17 protein-coding genes and 1 pseudogene are annotated in these 15414 nt (G+C 69.4%); 2 read left to right on the top strand and 16 right to left on the bottom strand.

Translation table 11 applies throughout. From position 1 onward, the window contains the following. Positions 1-239: 239 nt before the first annotated feature. The 7 genes from FEZ32_RS03070 to FEZ32_RS03040 all read right to left on the bottom strand — a co-directional run bounded on the left by FEZ32_RS03070 (position 240) and on the right by FEZ32_RS03040 (position 7928). Entirely contained in the window at positions 240-869 is a 630-nt protein-coding gene (locus FEZ32_RS03070) for a helix-turn-helix transcriptional regulator (RefSeq protein WP_015068998.1), read from the bottom strand. Then, positions 866-3619, bottom strand: coding sequence for a multicopper oxidase domain-containing protein (locus tag FEZ32_RS03065; RefSeq protein WP_420809251.1), 2754 nt, complete (start codon positions 3617-3619; stop codon positions 866-868). The genes FEZ32_RS03070 and FEZ32_RS03065 overlap by 4 nt, the downstream gene beginning before the upstream one ends. Next, positions 3612-4682, bottom strand: coding sequence for a hypothetical protein (locus FEZ32_RS03060; protein WP_138680826.1), 1071 nt, complete (start codon positions 4680-4682; stop codon positions 3612-3614). Before FEZ32_RS03060 ends, FEZ32_RS03065 begins: the two co-directional genes overlap by 8 nt. 135 nt (positions 4683-4817) lie before the next feature. Then, entirely contained in the window at positions 4818-5192 is a 375-nt protein-coding gene (locus tag FEZ32_RS03055; protein WP_044636494.1) for a DUF488 domain-containing protein, read from the bottom strand. Between the two features lie 22 nt (positions 5193-5214). Then, entirely contained in the window at positions 5215-5604 is a 390-nt protein-coding gene (locus tag FEZ32_RS03050; protein WP_244937893.1) for a DUF309 domain-containing protein, read from the bottom strand. Positions 5605-5647: 43 nt separating this feature from the next. After that, positions 5648-7657, bottom strand: a complete 2010-nt coding sequence (locus tag FEZ32_RS03045) for a heavy metal translocating P-type ATPase (RefSeq protein WP_138679880.1) — start codon at positions 7655-7657, stop codon at positions 5648-5650. Positions 7658-7688: 31 nt separating this feature from the next. Continuing rightward, entirely contained in the window at positions 7689-7928 is a 240-nt protein-coding gene (locus FEZ32_RS03040) for a heavy-metal-associated domain-containing protein (protein ID WP_015069004.1), read from the bottom strand. 188 nt (positions 7929-8116) lie between these two features. Between FEZ32_RS03040 and FEZ32_RS03035 the strand changes: the two genes are divergently transcribed. Then, positions 8117-8806 carry a Crp/Fnr family transcriptional regulator gene (locus FEZ32_RS03035; protein ID WP_138679879.1) on the top strand — a complete coding sequence of 230 codons (690 nt, stop codon included), beginning with the start codon at positions 8117-8119 and terminating at the stop codon, positions 8804-8806. 123 nt (positions 8807-8929) lie between these two features. Then, positions 8930-9463: a Dps family protein gene (locus FEZ32_RS03030; RefSeq protein ID WP_138679878.1), complete on the top strand. Its 534-nt coding sequence runs from the start codon at positions 8930-8932 to the stop codon at positions 9461-9463. Positions 9464-10368: 905 nt separating this feature from the next. Here FEZ32_RS03030 and FEZ32_RS03020 read toward each other — a convergent pair. The 9 genes and pseudogenes from FEZ32_RS03020 to FEZ32_RS13800 form a co-directional block, all read right to left on the bottom strand. After that, positions 10369-10635 carry a type II toxin-antitoxin system RelE family toxin gene (locus FEZ32_RS03020; RefSeq protein ID WP_138679877.1) on the bottom strand — a complete coding sequence of 89 codons (267 nt, stop codon included), beginning with the start codon at positions 10633-10635 and terminating at the stop codon, positions 10369-10371. Then, entirely contained in the window at positions 10632-10910 is a 279-nt protein-coding gene (relB, locus tag FEZ32_RS03015) for a type II toxin-antitoxin system RelB family antitoxin (protein WP_015069010.1), read from the bottom strand. The genes FEZ32_RS03020 and relB overlap by 4 nt, the downstream gene beginning before the upstream one ends. A gap of 99 nt (positions 10911-11009) precedes the next feature. Beyond that, the gene (locus FEZ32_RS03010; RefSeq protein ID WP_015069011.1) at positions 11010-11279 is read right to left on the bottom strand and encodes a ribbon-helix-helix domain-containing protein; all 270 of its coding nucleotides are present in this window, start codon (positions 11277-11279) and stop codon (positions 11010-11012) included. Between the two features lie 93 nt (positions 11280-11372). Continuing rightward, the gene (locus tag FEZ32_RS03005) at positions 11373-11660 is read right to left on the bottom strand and encodes a GNAT family N-acetyltransferase (RefSeq protein WP_138679876.1); all 288 of its coding nucleotides are present in this window, start codon (positions 11658-11660) and stop codon (positions 11373-11375) included. A 112-nt stretch (positions 11661-11772) separates the two neighbouring features. Beyond that, the gene (locus tag FEZ32_RS03000; protein ID WP_175415707.1) at positions 11773-12432 is read right to left on the bottom strand and encodes a glutathione S-transferase C-terminal domain-containing protein; all 660 of its coding nucleotides are present in this window, start codon (positions 12430-12432) and stop codon (positions 11773-11775) included. Positions 12433-12569: 137 nt separating this feature from the next. Then, positions 12570-13208, bottom strand: a complete 639-nt coding sequence (locus FEZ32_RS02995) for a GNAT family N-acetyltransferase (protein ID WP_175415706.1) — start codon at positions 13206-13208, stop codon at positions 12570-12572. Between the two features lie 10 nt (positions 13209-13218). Continuing rightward, positions 13219-14292: a glutathione S-transferase C-terminal domain-containing protein gene (locus FEZ32_RS02990; RefSeq protein ID WP_138679873.1), complete on the bottom strand. Its 1074-nt coding sequence runs from the start codon at positions 14290-14292 to the stop codon at positions 13219-13221. Continuing rightward, a complete protein-coding gene (locus tag FEZ32_RS02985) occupies positions 14289-14645 on the bottom strand; it encodes a hypothetical protein (RefSeq protein WP_244937892.1) in 357 nt (118 codons plus the stop codon). The genes FEZ32_RS02990 and FEZ32_RS02985 overlap by 4 nt, the downstream gene beginning before the upstream one ends. After that, positions 14642-15407 (bottom strand): annotated as a pseudogene (locus tag FEZ32_RS13800) (transposase); the annotation flags it as partial. The pseudogene FEZ32_RS13800 and the gene FEZ32_RS02985, both read right to left, overlap by 4 nt. Positions 15408-15414 lie beyond the last annotated feature (7 nt).

Genomic DNA, 15414 nt, shown 5'->3' with positions numbered 1-15414 from the left:
AGACGCCTCCCGCTGTGAAGCTTCGGAGAATTGACTTACCGGTGATGCACCGTCACAGGCGCAGGATCACAGGCTGCAGGGACAACACATTCGCAGAGCAGAAGCAGAGCTGCCCAGCGAGATACGTGCGTCAGTCATGACCAGGAGCATATGACCGTGTGAGAAATTGCGCAAACATCGCGGTTCCCAGAGGCGGTACCTCGCGCTCACGAGGCGCGGGTATGGTGCTTTCCCGCGGATCAGCCGGCCTGCTCCAGATCGACGTAGCAGGTTGCGCCGGGGTGGGCCTCCAGAGTCACCGGATGGCCCACGACCCCCTCGACGACGCCGCGGTGCAGCGGACAGAGCAGGGCCGCATGCTCCTGGACGACGTCGATGAAGGGGCAGTGGCGCAGTGCGATCCGTGCCTCGCCGTCCGGGCCCTCATCCTGGTCGTCGTCCACCAGGGTCGTGCAAGGGGCGAAGCCGATCTGTTCAAGGATCTCGGTGACGTCGACACCTGCGTACCGACGTCCCCACTCCACCCCGGCCTGGTGGGCCAGGGCGACGGCGTCGTCCTGCCGCGACAGGTGGTCGACGAGCACCCCGGCGAGCATCTGGTAGGCCCTCGGCCCCTCCTTCGGGTCGGGGGTCAGGGTGAACATGGTGCGCGGGCGCCCGCGGGTGGCGCGCTTCTCGCGACCCGACCGGGCGCGTCCGTCCTCGACCAGATGGTCCAGGTGGAAGCGCGCCGTCGAGACGTGGATGCCCAGATCGGCGCCCACCTCGGCGGCCGAGGCCGTGCCGCCACGGCGCCTGAGGGCCTCGACGACCCGGTCGGCCGGAGAATCGGCCCCGGGATCGGTGAGTGTGTGCTGATTCTCGGTCATGAGATCACCTCGATGAGTCCCCTCGCCCCGCGCTCCATCTCGACGAAGGAGTGGTTGACGAAGGTGTAGCGGCCCGGTTCCTCGAAGACCATCTCCACGAATCCTCCCTGGGCGCTGGCCAGATCCAGGGCCTGGGCCCCGCCGCCCTCGGCGTTGTCGGGGCGCAGCAGGTAGGCGCCCTCCTTGAAGACCGTGTCGAACTGGGTACCCACCACATGGAATGAGATACCACGACTCGGGCCTGCGGCCAGAACCCAGATCCTCACCCGCTCCCCGACCTTCGCGGTCAGTGGGGCGAAGACGTACTGGTTGGCGTGGCCGTTGAACATCGTGAGATCGGGGGTCTCGGCCGCGATCTTGTCGGCGTCGACCTCCTTGCCGTTGGCTGAATCGAGGTAGGTCTCCGACTGCACCAGCAGGTACTCGCGGTCGGCGCGGGCCAGGTCGTGGGGAGGCACGACGACCGCCCCGTACATGCCAGCGGCGATGTGCGAGCTCATCGGCATCGTCGAGCAGTGGTACAGCCAGACGCCCGACCGGTGCAGAGTGAAGCGGTAGTCCAGGGACGCTCCCGGCGAGATGGTGCGCATCACGGCATTGGGGGAGACGGTCCCGGCGTGGAAGTCGATCGAGTGGCCCATCGAGCCGCGGTTGACCAGGTGGACGTCCATGGTGTCGCCGATCCGGGCGTGGATCGCCGGTCCCATCACCCGCCCGTTGTAGGTCATGGCGCGGATCGTGGCGCCAGGGGCCACCTCCTGGGTGGACTCGGTGACCGTGAGGGTCATTGTGTGATCACGCCCGGCCAGCAGGGCCGGGAGCCTGGCGTCACGGGTGCGGAAACCCGCACCGTTCGCCTTGGTGAGGTCGATCTTCCGGCGGGTGGACGTTGCCGTCGAGGATCCGCCCTGGGAGGCGGAGGCGCCGCCGACCGTCACCTCGAGCTCCATGCCCATCGAGCGGTGGCCCACGATGGTGCACCACCCCTGGGTGGGGGCGCTGATGACTCCGGCGTCCACGGTCTGGCTCTGCCCGGGGGCCAGCCGCCTCGAGGCCGCACCGGAGGGGAAGTAGAGGTCGTGGGTCTGCTCCGGATCGGCATTGTGGAGCTGGACCACCAGGCGGTTCCCGGCGGGCACCTCGACCGCCGACGGGTGGTAGTGCATGTCCTTCATCGAGATCTTGACGGTGGTGGTGCGGCCGGTCGCGGTGACATGGCCGGAAGACCCGGAGCCGGAGGTGTCCCCGTCAAGGCGCTGGCCCACGGCCACCGCTCCCAGGGCGGCGCCCAGGCCGATCGCCGCCTCGGCGAAGGAGCGCCGGGAGGTCGGGGCGGTGGGAGCCGGGGCCGGATGGTTGGTGGGAGTGCGCATTTTGCTAGCTGGAGCGGCCTTCCCGGGCTCCGGAGCCCCAGAACGGCCCTCGGGCGAGTGATCCGCGCGGTCGGCCGCCGGCACCGGGGCCTTCTGCTCGGCCGCGGCCCGTTTCGCCCGCAGCATCCCGACCCCGGTCTTCACCATGGCGACCATCGCCGGCAGGAATCCCGCCATCCCGAGAATGGCCAGTCCCAGTCCGATCCGGGAGGTCCACGTCCCGGCGGCCAGCGCCCAGATCACCAGTCCGGCGTTGGTGGCGGTGGCCCGCAGCGCCCCCAGGGTGTGCATCCTCGCGTTGGTGGCGCGCACGATCGCCGGCCCGCCGCCCATCACCATCGGCATGAGGTAGCTCATGGCCCCCAGCAGCAACTGCAGCAGGAAGCCGACGACCACTGGCACGGTGAGGGCGGTGATGTCCTCCTGGAGCAGGTGGTCGCGCTTGATGAGGATGGTGGCGGCCAGCCATCCCAGCCAGATGGCGAACCAGATGACCGCCGCACCCATCGAGTATCCGGGGAAGTCCCGCGGGGGCTTCTTCATGGCGCAGCGCACCAGGTCGACCCCGACGACGCACAGCCCGGCCAGTTCGGCGAGCACCCCGGCGGCCTCGAGCCACCACCATCCGGCCAGCGATCCGACCGTCATCACGAGAACGGCGGCGCACATGATCCACAGAGCCCGCCTCCCGTTGCGGTCCTGAGTGGGCTGCATCTTCGTGCGCAGCACCGTGGGCCACAGGGTCACCAGGGTGCCGACCGCCGTCAGCCCCACGAATCCCATGATGTTGAGCCCCTGGTGGGCCATCAGCAGTCGGGTGCGCCAGGGCTCCTCGGGAGAGAAGGCCATCACCGCCCCGGCGATCGCGCCCAGTGGCAGCAGGCAGGCCGCGGCGCTGTAGAACCGCACGGTGGCGTCGAATCGTCCCGGCAGGGCGCGGCGCACCTGCAGGCCCAGGTCGAGGGCGTACCAGCACATCGCCAGACCGACGACGGTGGCGCCGGCCACCACCACCCACGGCCAGCTCGGCACCATGCCGACGCAGCAGGCCAGCACGCCGAGGTTGAGGATGCGGATCCGCCACACCTGGCGCTTGCGGTCCGGCTCCGCGAGCTTCTCGTGGAGGATCGACTCGGTGAAGTACTGCCCCCACACCAGGATCGAGGTGGTCGCCACGCCGAGGGTCACCATGTGCACCAGCAGCCACCGCTGCTGGGGGATCCAGTGCCCGCCGATCACCACGGCGAGCAGGGCCACCAGCCACACCGACACCGGGGCGGAGGCCTTGCGGTGCCAGGCGCTGCGGCGGGTCCGGTCGGAGCCCTTCGGGGCGGGTCTCCCCGGATCCTCTTGCGGGCGCAAGGTGATCTCAGGCACGGGACCTCCTGTCGTGTGGATGGGCTGAATGAGCACCATCTCGTGAATGGGCATGGGTGACGACGACGGCGATCAGGCTCAGCAGGGCGATCACATTGATCGTCCCACCGATCTGGACGGCCAGGGGCAGGCCCAGCCCGTCGCCGATCCCCAACCGGACCACGAGCGAGGCCTCCAGCAGCACCGCCGGCACCCAGAACCAGTTCGACCAGTCGAGGCGGATCCGCAGCACGGCGGGAAGAATGATCGGCGCATGCCCCAGGATCATGCCCATCACGAATCCCAGGAAGACGGCGTGGACGGCGGCGTCATATCCCGTACCGGTGCCCAGCGGCCCGGAGAAGATCCACACGACGCCGGCGATCGCCAGCCACACATAGCCGGCCATCAGCATCCCGCCGATGTAGGCGGCCTGCCCGCCGCGCCGCATGCCGACCCGGGCGACGTCCTTGTCGATGAGCCACACCGACATCACCACCAGCACGACGCCGAGCAGCGGCCAGCCGACCTTCGGCGAGGCGGTCTGGATCACCAGGGCGGCCAGCAGGCACAGTGCGGCGGCGGGCAGGAAGCGGTTCCGGGTCATCGTCAGCCGAGACAGCTCGAGGCGCTCCCCGAGGATGGTCAGCACCAGATAGCACGACAGCCATCCGATCACCGACCTCACCTCGACCCCGGCGAGCAGCAGCCCGGCGGCGCCGACCGCGCATGCCGATCCGGCGGCCTGGATGACGGTGGCGTCGTCCTCGCTGCGCCGCCACAGCGGGATGTAGATGGCGAGCATGCCGATCTGGGCGGCCAGCAGCAGTGCCAGCCCGATCTGCACCGGTGCGGGGGAGGCCAGCAGAATCGATCCGATGCCCGAGGCCAGCGGGGCCAGATAGCCCCACGTACGGTCCAGGGCGACGGCCCGCTCCAGGCAGATGACGGTGCCGATGAAGCCCAGCGTCATGAAGGGGCCGTGCCACTGCGAGAGCCGGGCGGTGAGCACCGGCGACCAGACCCCCAGTAGGATGAGAGCGCCGTCGAGGCCAGCGAGCAGGGAGAACCCCGCGCCGACCATCAACCAGGCCCGGTGCCGGCTGAGGACGCCGGGGCGGGCCTTCGCCTCGAGATGAGCGGCCTGAACGCGGGCGCGGGGATCCCGCGATTTTTGATCAGGCACTCCTTGAAAATATCACGCGGGTCGCCCGCGGCTTCAGGCGGTATGCCCGTCCAGCTCCTCCAGGACCTGCTTCAGAACGACCGCCTGGTTGTGCTCGTGATCCTTCGCGCCGTAGAGCAGTGTCACCAGCGGGTGGCCGGCCATGTCCCGGGCGAAGGTCTCGGCGGCGCCGGAGGCGTCCAGTTCTGCCCGGTAGCGGGCCGTGAACTCGTCGAAACGCACCGGGTCGTGGCCGAACCATTTGCGCAGCTCGTTGCTCGGGGCGACCTCCTTGCGGTGCTCGTCCAGGCCGGCCCGCTCCTTGCTGACGCCGCGCGGCCAGATCCTGTCCACCAGGACGCGGTAGCCGGAGTCGGCACTGCCCTCGCGGATGTCGTCGCGGATGTTGGCGATGTGGAAGGTCGTCATGACGACCCCTTCTGATGCAGCCTCATGAGGATGCCTTCTGACGAAGTGCCACCACGGTGTCGATCCCGTGGCCGTCCTCGAGTGCGGTGACGGTGGCATCGGCCCAGGACAGGATGCCCGCCACGTCCACCTCCTCGACGCGGGCCGGTGCGGCCGCCGTCGCGTAGGGGCGCAGGTACATGGCCCCGCGCCCGATGAGCCGGATCGCGCCGGTCGTGTTGCCGCGCATCTGGTGGGTGACGCCGACGGCCAGCTGGGCCAGACCGTGCCACAGGTCCCGCTCCGCCTCGGGGCAGTTCTTCCACCTGGCCTCGAGTACCTCGTGGGCGTGGAAGGGCCGGCCCCGGTCGAGCAGCTCCTGGGCCATCTCCAGGGTCTCGGGGCCCGGCAGCTCCAGATCGTCCGGAGTCACCGGGACACCCTCCTGGCCACGGGGCAGGGGCCGGCCGAGGCCGTCACGCGGCCTGCTGTTGCGGGGACGCCCCTGGGCGTCCCGATCTCGATCCGCCATGCTCTGAAGTCTGCCACGGCTGATCCTGCTTGCCGGCCTGGTCCTGGCGGGACTCCTCGCGGGTGCGGGCTCGGCGTCCCAGCAGTCTCAGGGCATTGACGATGACCACGAGCACAGACGCCTCGTGGACGAGCATCCCCAGCGCCATCGTCACCCCGCCGAGCAGCACCCCGGCCAGCAGCAGGGTCACCGTCGCGACGGCGATGACGATGTTCTGGCGGATCACCGCGCGGGTGCGGCGGGCCAGCCTCAGGGACTCCGGCAGCCGGGTGAGGTCGTCGGCCATCAGCGCGATATCGGAGGTCTCCACCGCCAGAGCGCTGCCGGCCGCCCCCATCGCCACCCCGACGTCGGCGGCCGCCAGGGCCGGGGCGTCGTTGATGCCGTCTCCCACCATGGCCACGACCGCTCCGCCGGCGCGCAGCTCCTGGACTGCAGCCAGTTTGTCCTCGGGCAGCAGGCCGCCACGGGCGTCGTCGATGCCGAGCTGATCGGCCACCGCGCTTGCGACCTCCTGGCGGTCGCCGCTCAGCATCACCAGACGGGTGACGCCGGTCCGGCGCAGCCGGGCCAGTGCGGCGGGGGCGTCGGCCCGGATCGTGTCGGCGATCGCGAGCACGCCGAGCAGGACGCCGTCGCGGACGACGGTGACCGGCGTGGCCCCGCCGCCGGCCAGCCGGGCGGACGTCCGGGCCGCCCATGCGGTGTCGGACTCCTTGTCGTAGCCCAGTTCCTGGCCGGCCAGTTCCACTGTGCCCACGACCACCCGATGGCGGGTCTGCGGGTGCTCGGCGTCCAGCACGTCGGCGATCAGGCCGCGTCCCGGGATCGCGTCGGCCTCGCCGGGAACTCCCCCGGGGGCGACGCCGTGGCTCCGGGCGGCGTCGAGGATCGGGCCGGCCAGCGGGTGCCCGGAGCCGATCTCGGCCAGCGCCGCCCACCGGAGCACCTCCTCCTCGCCTGCGGCCCCGTACGCCACGACGTCGGTGAGTTCGGGATGCCCGGTGGTCAGCGTCCCGGTCTTGTCGAAGACGACGGTGTCGACCTTCGCCGCGGTCTCCAGATGCTCCCCGCCGCGGATGAGGATGCCGTCGCGGGCCCCGCGTCCGATACCGGCGACCACGGCCACCGGCACCGAGATCACGAGGGCGCCAGGGCAGCCGATGACCAGCAGGGTGAGGGCCAGCGTGAGGCTGCCGCTGATGAGCCCGACGACGATCGCAAGCACGATGATGGCCGGGGTGTACCAGCGTCCGAACCTATCCATCATCGTCTGCACCCGTCCGCGGGCGTCCTGGGCCTCCTCGACCCTGGCCACGATGCGGGCCAGCAGGGTCTGGGAGCCCACCTTCTCGGCGCGCACCTGCACCATCCCCGAGGTGAGCGTGGTGCCGGATCGCACCTGGTCGCCCGGCGTCTTCTCGGCGGGCATGGATTCCCCGGTCACCGCCGACTCGTCGGCGGCACCGGATCCCGAGATCACCGTCCCGTCGACCGGGACGGAGCTGCCGGCGGCGACCAGTACGACGTCGTCGGGCCTCAGCGTGCGGGTGGGCACGGTCTCGGTGCGTCCGTCGCGCACCAGGACGGCGTCCTGGGGGGCCGAGCGCACCAGATCGGTGAGGGCCGATCGGGTGCGCGTCATGGCCCCCTGCTCCAGGACGTGGCCGAATGCGAAGAGGAAGGTGACGGCGGCCGCCTCCCAGTAGTTGCCGATCGCCAGGGCCCCGATCGAGGCGATGGTGACCAGCAGGTCGATCCCGATCGTCCTGGAGCGCAGCGCCCGCAGGGCGGCCGCCGCGATCGGGATGGTCGAGATGATGGCGGCGGCAGCCATGGCGATGTTGCCGGGCAGTGCCCAATCGGTGCCGAGGCGGCCCATCACCAGGGCGGCCGCGATGAGGATCCCGGCGGCGGCAAGTCGCGGCCCCGGGCGTCTGAGAGCAGACATCATCCTTCTCCTTCGCATTCGGTTGGCGGTCGGCTCAGAAGGCCGAGGCGGTGGCGGGGTAGCCCAGCTTGCCGACGGCGGCGATCAGATCGTCGACGCTGGTGCGGGCCTCGTCGTGGTCGGCCTCGATGCGTCCGGAGGCGAAGTGCACGGTGACGTCGCCGACGCCGGGCAGCTTCTCCAGGGCCCCGGTGATCTTGGCGACGCAGGAGGGGCAGGAGAACCCCTCGGCGCGCAGCACGGTGTGGGTGGTGGTGATCTCGTTGGTGCTCATGATCTGTCCTTTCGTCATGCCGCCTGTTCCGGCGACACCTCGAATACTGGTTCGAGGCGGCGCCACACTCCTTGACGTAGGTCAAGATCACATGAACTCCCTTGTCAACATGGATTATCGGGCGGTTGGGCGGGGCCATCTCCGGCTGATCGCCGCAGCTCTGGCCGATCGGCACTAGCCTCGGACGGGTGAAGAACCTGCCTCTGACCGACGTCACCGAGCATGTGAGCTGTGTGCGTCTGGTCCCGCTGTTCGGCGGTCTCAGCGCGCCTGATCAGGACGCCGTCGGGTCCCTGGCCAGGCCGACGTCGCTGGAGCGGGGGGAGGCCTTCGGGCCGGCGACCGGGCGCCTGGCCGTGGTGCACCGGGGGCAGGTGAAGGTGTCGCGGCTCTCGGCGAGCGGCCACGAGCGGGTGCTGCGGCTGGCTGGGCCCGGCGACTTCGTGGGGGAGGGGTCCTTCCTCACCGGGGAGGCACCGAGCTATCTCATCGAGGCCGCCGCCCCCACCCGGATGTGCGTCTTCTCGCGGGCCGATCTGGCGCCCTTGATCGCCTCCCATCCGTCGGTGGCGATGGCCATGCTGCGCTCACTGGCTCAGCGGCTGGACGACGCCGAGCACCGGCTGAGCCTGGCCCCCACCAGCCGGCCGGCAAGGATCGCCGGCTATCTGCTGGATCAGCCGGGGAGCGCCGAGGAGTCGGGTTACCGGGTGAGGCTGCCGATGGCCAAGAAGGACACGGCGTCGCTGCTCGGGATGACCCCGGAGTCGTTCAGCAGGGGCCTGGAGGCCCTGCGATCGAAGGGCCTGATCGCCACCTCGGGCGCGGATATCACGCTGCGCGACGTCGACGCCCTGGAGGAGCTGGCGGCCGGCTGAGGGCGTGCGGGATCCTGCCCGATCGCGACACGCCGGGCTCTCCTACACGGAATAGTGGAGGGCGGTGGGAGGTTCCACCCCACAGAGAGCGAAAGAGACGTCGAGATAGAAGGAGTAGGTCATATGACCGAGCAGTCCATCACCCTTCCGAAGCACGCTGGAGACACCCGGACCGCCGCGGAGAACGCTGAGAAGGGCTTCCGCGCGTCCCAGGAGCTGAGCGACAACATCCAGAAGGTCCTGGTCGATCTCATCGCCCTGAGCCTGGTCGGCAAGCAGGCCCACTGGAACATCGTGGGGCCGAACTTCCGCGACCTTCACCTGAACCTCGATGAGGTCGTCGATATCGCCCGTGACGGGTCCGACGAGTTCGCCGAGCGTCTGCGCGCTCTGCACGCCACCCCGGACGGCCGTCCCTCGGTGGTCGCCGCCCGCACCTCGATCGGCCAGTTCCCGCAGGGCGAGGTGTCGACCCACGACGCCATCGACCTCATCGTGGCCGCCATCGAGGCCACTGTCGCCACAATGCGCGAGGTGCATGACGCCGTCGACGCGGAGGATCCGACCACCTCGGACATGCTGCACGAGTACACCCAGAAGCTGGAGCAGCAGGCCTGGTTCATCAGCTCCGAGACCCGCGCCCCCGAGAAGGCCTGAGCCTGGTAGTCGTAGCGAGTCACAATGCGGCGGTGCCGCCGACCCATTACGGTCGGCGGCACCGCCGCATTGTGACTGTCAGGAGACGTTGTTCGCCAGGGTGGCCAGGTCGGACTGAATGCGTTGGATCAGGTCACGTGAATCTCACCGGTACGGGTCTCGGGGTCATGGCGGGCCTCCCCGGCCAGTCGGGTCGCTCGTTCGCGGAGTTCGGGCGGGTACTTGCTGTATTCAGGCATGATCAGGGATTGCTTACAGAATGTCTGGATACCTCTCAATCAGGCCCGGGACGGTTCAGTCTGAGGATCGGGGGCGACGTCGACGGCGATGAACACGGCACATCCCGAGCAAAACTGGAGACTTCCGGATTACAGGCTCTTCAGGATTGAGGGTGTAGCTGTGGGCTGACTGTGTGAGAAACGGCTGCAGTTGGTCTTTGGGGTCGGGGTACATGGGGCGTCCCTATGTTCCGAGTCAAGCCGCGAGTACAGGTGGCTCGCGTCTCGGGTGGGGGTCAGCCTACGAGGTTCTGGGTGTTGGCAGGGTCTTCGAGATCGACACCGTCGGGATGGGCGGTCAGCCATTCCCGAGGGGCCATGTAGCCCCAGTGAGTAGGGGTCTGTGGGTGTTGTAGACGTCGGCTCATTCGGCAGTCGCAGTATCCACGTCGTCGCTCTGCTCGGGATGACCCCAAAGCCGTTCAGCAGGGGATCATGGCTCCCCGCGCTTCAAGGTCCTGATCCTCACGTCCCGGCCTGAGGTCGTGTTGATCAAGGTCGACGCCAAGGATCCGACCACCTTGGACGTGCTGCACGAGTACACCCAGAAGTTGGAGCAGCAGGCCTGGTTGGTCAGCCCCGAGACCCACGGCCCCTGAGATGGCCTGAGACGTGGTGTGCTGAGTGTCAGTCGTAGATGTGGTCGCGCTTACCCACCTCAACGATGAGGACGACAAGTTTCGCTTCCTGGATGTCGCAGATCACCCGATAGTCGCCGATGCGATAGCGCCACATGCCCGCCAGGCGACCAGTCAGCGCCTTGCCGCGGATGCGCGGATCTCCGGTGGCGATCACGGCCTTAAGGTTGTTCCGGATGCGACGGGCCGTCTGGGGGTCGGCCTTGCAGAGCCATCGGGCGGCGTCGGGATCGTACTCGAGGACCCACTCGGTCATGAGATGTCGTCGAGCGAGGTGGCCGGCGGTTCCCCGTCAAGACCGAGTTGCCGATCGACCTCGTCGGCGGAAACGGCCTTGACGCGTCCCGCGCGCAGATCCGCGGCCCGATCGGCGATGCGTTGCTCCCACTCGAGTGCACCCAGGTCGCGCTCGAGGACTTCACGGACGACGTCGCCCTGGCTGCGGCGCGTGGCGTGCGCGAGGGCGACAACGCGATCACGGAGCTCCTGGGGGAGCCGGACGGAGATGGGACTGCCCAGAGTGGAGGTCATGACTACATTGTAAACAATGTAGTCAATACTGGCCGAGTCCTCAGCTCTGGTGCACTAGGTCGGCGTAGGTGGAGTGGCGCTCGGGCGGACCGATGGATGTCAGGCAACGTCGAGCCACTCGCGGATGGCTGCGCGGACGGCTTCGGAGCGGGTGCTGATGCCTTCGGCATCCGCGCGTGCAGTCAATGCGGCGATGGTGGCGGCGTCGAGGCGGACGGGAACGACGATCCCGGGACCGTCGCCGACAGGCGGGCGGCCACGCCGAGGCTTGGGAAGCTTCGACGGGTCGTACCCGGCCTCGGCCTCGTCGGCCCACGACTGGATCTGCTCATCGCTGACGGGCTTGCCGTGCAGCAGTTGCTTGCTCATGCTCGTAGTGTATACGAAAATGGATGGTTTCTGTATACGGAATCGGGTGGCGGCGGATCATCGCTGCTGAGCCGGCTCTGTAGCTGCGCTGAGTCAGCTCTGGTGCACCAGGTCGGCGTAGTCGGGATGGCGCCGGATCCACGAGTCGACGTAGGGGCAGGTCGGCGTCACCGTCAGTCCGCGGTCCCGGATGTCGTCGAGGCCGTGGCGGACCAGCCTGCCGGCGATGCCCTTCCCCTCGTACTGCGGGAAGACAAGGGTGTGGGGCAGGTCGACGACGTCGCCGGTCTGTTCGTAGACCAGGTATCCGGCGAGTTCGCCGTCCAGGCGCGCCTCGTAGCGGTGCTCCTCGGTGTTGTCGGTGATGGTGGGCTTGGCCATGGCTCCTCCTACGTCGGCGTGTGCCCAGTGTAGGGGCGCAATTTCTCGCTCCAGAACAGCATGATCGTGGTCGGCGACGTCGATCGGTGGGTTCTGGATCCAGAAATTGTCGCTATTCCACCGGCTCCCGCCACGCGACCCGGATGTCATCGATCCCCTCGACCGGCAGCGCCGGGCCCCAGGGCTCGGCTAAGGACCCGTCGGGGCTGGCCTCCAGGCCGGCGACAACCCGGTCCTCGGTCGAGAGCACCTCGGCGGCCAGCCGGCGGGCCCACGTCCACAGGTTCGGGTAGTCGACCAGGGAGGCCGCTCCCCAACCCAGATGGGCCCGGTAGCGCAGGTCCCAGCCGAGCAGCACCCCGAACAGGGGCAGGTCGGCAGAGGTCAGCTCGTCGCCGAGCAGGTAGCGGCGGTCCGCCAGCTGTAGGTCCAGCAGCCCGAGCCGGGCGAAGAGCAGCCGGGAGACGGCGTCGCGCACCGCCTGGTCGGTGGAGAAAACCACCTCCTCCAGGGCGCCGATGAGCTCGGCGTCGATCACCTGCTCCAGGGCGTCGATCTCCTCGCGCCGGGCCGCCGGGTAGACCTTGCTGCCCGACGCCGTGGCCAGCGACCGCGCGATCCACGACCAGTCGTCGCTCACCAGCAGCCCCTCGCCGTCCAGCAGCACGGGCGAGGACACCTCCTGGGACCACTCCACCGTCACCCAGTCGGGGGCGGCGATCCGGGCGCCCAGCACCGCCCCCCAGCTGCGGGGCGATGACGCCGGGGCCACCAGCCGCAGCCGCCGGTCCGGCAGCTCGGCCGGGCCCGGGCGCTTCGGCCTCGGGGCGGAAATGGCCGGCGTCCTGGGCCCCGGCGGGGCGCAGTGCGGTGATGCTCACGGGATCTCCTGGTGGCGGGAAGGGGGAGTCACCGGCCGGGGGGGTCGGCGTGCTCGATGTGTGGCGGGTCTGCGACCGGATCCGGCACCCGGAACGTGAAGCTGCGCAGCCGCTGGTGGCCGTCGACCACCACCGTCTCCTGCTCGATGCGCCGCACGAAGCCGTAGTCCACATACACCTTGTGGGCCGCGGTCATCTGCGGCCCCGAATGGATCTCGATGCTGTCGATCCCCAGGGCCCGGGCCAGATTCACGGCGTGGTCGGTGAGCAGCCGGCCCAGCCCCAGCCCGCGGCCCCGCGGCCCCACCCCCAGGATGTTGAAGGTGAATGGCCCGTCCAGGTACCGCGGTTGGGGGGTGAGCACCGCCGCGAGGACGCCCTCGTCGTCGGCCACCACCCACACATTCGACGTCCGCGCCCGGGCGTCGATGGCGTGCAGGCCGGCGATGTATTCCGGAGTCGACCAGCAGCCCGTGGTGAAGGCGGCCTCCAGGACGTCGCCCACCTCCCCGTACTCCTCGGGCAGGGCGTGGCGCAGCACGAGACGCCCGAGCCGGGACTCGCCCAGATCCCTGAACCACAGATCCACCGGGATCGGGCGCAGCGAGGCGATCACCTCGGGCGGGTAGGAGTAGGCGTCGATGACGGGCCTGACGATGGTGCTCACGGTGTCCTCCTCAGACGATCGGAACCCGGCCGGGCGCGAAGGCCCAGTACTGATCGGTGCCCGCCCCTCCGGGGCCGGCGGTGGCGTCGGCCCCCGACAGCCCTTCGCGGCCCGCGGGCTCGCTCCAGGCCGCCAGGCGGTCGCCCGACGCGGCGTCGGTCGCCTCACCGAACCCGCCCAGGTAGGAGCCGTCGGGGCCGGGCGTGATGCCCAGTGCCTCGGTGTCGCGCTCGTCGACGAACCCCGGCCTCTGAAACAGATCGCGGGCGTAGGCCCACAGATTCGGCAGATCGCGCACCCGCAGCGCGGTGTCGCGCACGGCCTCGGGATAACCGGTGACGTAGGTCTGGTCGAAGCTGGCCAGGGTGACCCACAGCCGGATGTCGGAATCGGTGAGCCGGTCCCCGAACAGGTAGCGCCTGGTCGCCAGCCGGTGGTCGTAATCCCACAGCCGTGCCTCGAAGACCGCCCGGGCCACCTTCGCCGCCTCCGGGGAGGTGGCGAAGAGCACCTTGTAGGGCCCGTTGTTGACGTCGTCGAAGAGCTGCTGGTTGAGCAGGTCGATCCGGGGGCGCAGATCCTTCGGGTACAGGTCGGGCGCCCCGGCCCGGTGGAAGGGTTTCCACGCCGTCTCCAGCTCCAGGCTGAGGGTGTGGTAGTCGTTGGTGACCACCGCACCCGTGCGCGTGTCGACCAGTGCCGGCACCGTCCCGCGTCCCCGGTAGCCGGGCTCGGCGGTGCGGTAGGCGTCGTTGAGGCGTTTGAAGCCGAGCACCGGATCCCGGCCCCCGGGCTGGTCGGCGAAGACCCAGCCGCCGTCGTCGCCGCGCCCCGAGACGTAGGAGATCGAGATGGCGTCCTCGAGCCCCAGCAGCCGCCGCACGATGATCTGACGACGCGACCACCCGCAGACGGCAGAGACGACCAGCCGGTAGCGTCCGGCCTTCACCGGCAGCTCCCCGGTGGAGAACCGCGCGGTGAAGCGGTTGGGCTGGCGCTTGAAGGCGCCGTCATCGGTCTGCTCGGGGCCGTTGATCGACTCCTGGACGGCCCCGCGCGGCTGGGCGTCGATGATGGTGCTCACGACAGGCTCCACAGCTCGAAGGAGCCGCCCGATCCCGGGCCGGAGTACAGCGGCGAACCGGCCAGGTCCTCGCGGCCGCTCGGCTGCCGCCAGGCCGCCAGGGCCTCGGCGGCGTCCGGCAGCTCGAGCCCATCGGCGAAGCCCAGCCCCTGGATGTACTCGCCCGAGGGCCCGGGCAGCAGATCGAGGAAGTAGAGCTCCCGATCGTCGACGAAACCGTGCTGGAACAGGTCGCGGGCGTAGTCCCACAGATTGCCGAAGTCCTGCAGGTGCTTGACGTTGCCGTCGCCCAGGATGTCGGCGAGCCGCGGTCGGTAGCTGCGCTCGAAGGAGGACAGCGTCTGGAGGCTCATCCGAATCCAGGGTGTAGTCGGGGTCTGAACCCGCCGGTCTCGAGCAGGGATCTGGCGATGCAGTGCGTGAGATCTCGGAAGCCGAGGGCGGATCCGTGGGGGTGTTTGAGCCTGCCGTTGGTGGCCTCGGTGGGGCCGTTGCTGGCGCCGGGTAGGTCGAAGAATGCCAGCACGTCGCTGGATCGCCGACGCAGAGCTCGACCGAGGCGGGCCTGTTCGTCGAGGCCTTCGGGGATAGCCGTGCGGAGGACGTCCATGACGGCCTGCATCTCTGGTTTCCCGAGTGTGCGGTCCGGGAGGCGGCGATCATGCGCTGGTAGATGCCCCTGGTCGCTTCCACTTCGACGTGTTGCTCGTCGGCATACAGGTCCTGGATCCGTTCGACCTGGCGGTCGGTGATTAGCGCTGCTCCAGTGTGAAGGGTGCATCGGCAGGAATAGAGCGGGTCGCCGGCGCGGCGCGGTGTCCGTGCAGGAGTAACTGGATGCGCCGTCGGCAGACGTCGACCGCTTCCCCGGCGAGCCGCCCGACGCGGAAGGGGTCCATTACCGCGACCGCGTCCGGGAATTTCTCGGCTGCGGCGGTCTTGAACCCGGTGAAGCCGATTGTCGCAACAACTTCCACTGCCTCGCGCCAAGTCTAGGGGCGGGCGGCGAGCCAGGTCTCGAACACTGCCTTGGAGCGGCCTTCGACCATGTCCAGCAGCCTGGAAGGGCCGCTGTCCTGGCGAACCGTGGTCAAGTCGATGATCACCGTACAGTGCGGCCCG

The sequence above is a fragment of the Acidipropionibacterium jensenii genome (genome assembly GCF_005890135.1).
Taxonomy (GTDB): Bacteria; Actinomycetota; Actinomycetes; order Propionibacteriales; family Propionibacteriaceae; genus Acidipropionibacterium; species Acidipropionibacterium jensenii.
The sequence above is the reverse complement of the archived record's forward strand: the minus strand, read 5'-3'. Positions and strand labels throughout refer to the sequence as shown.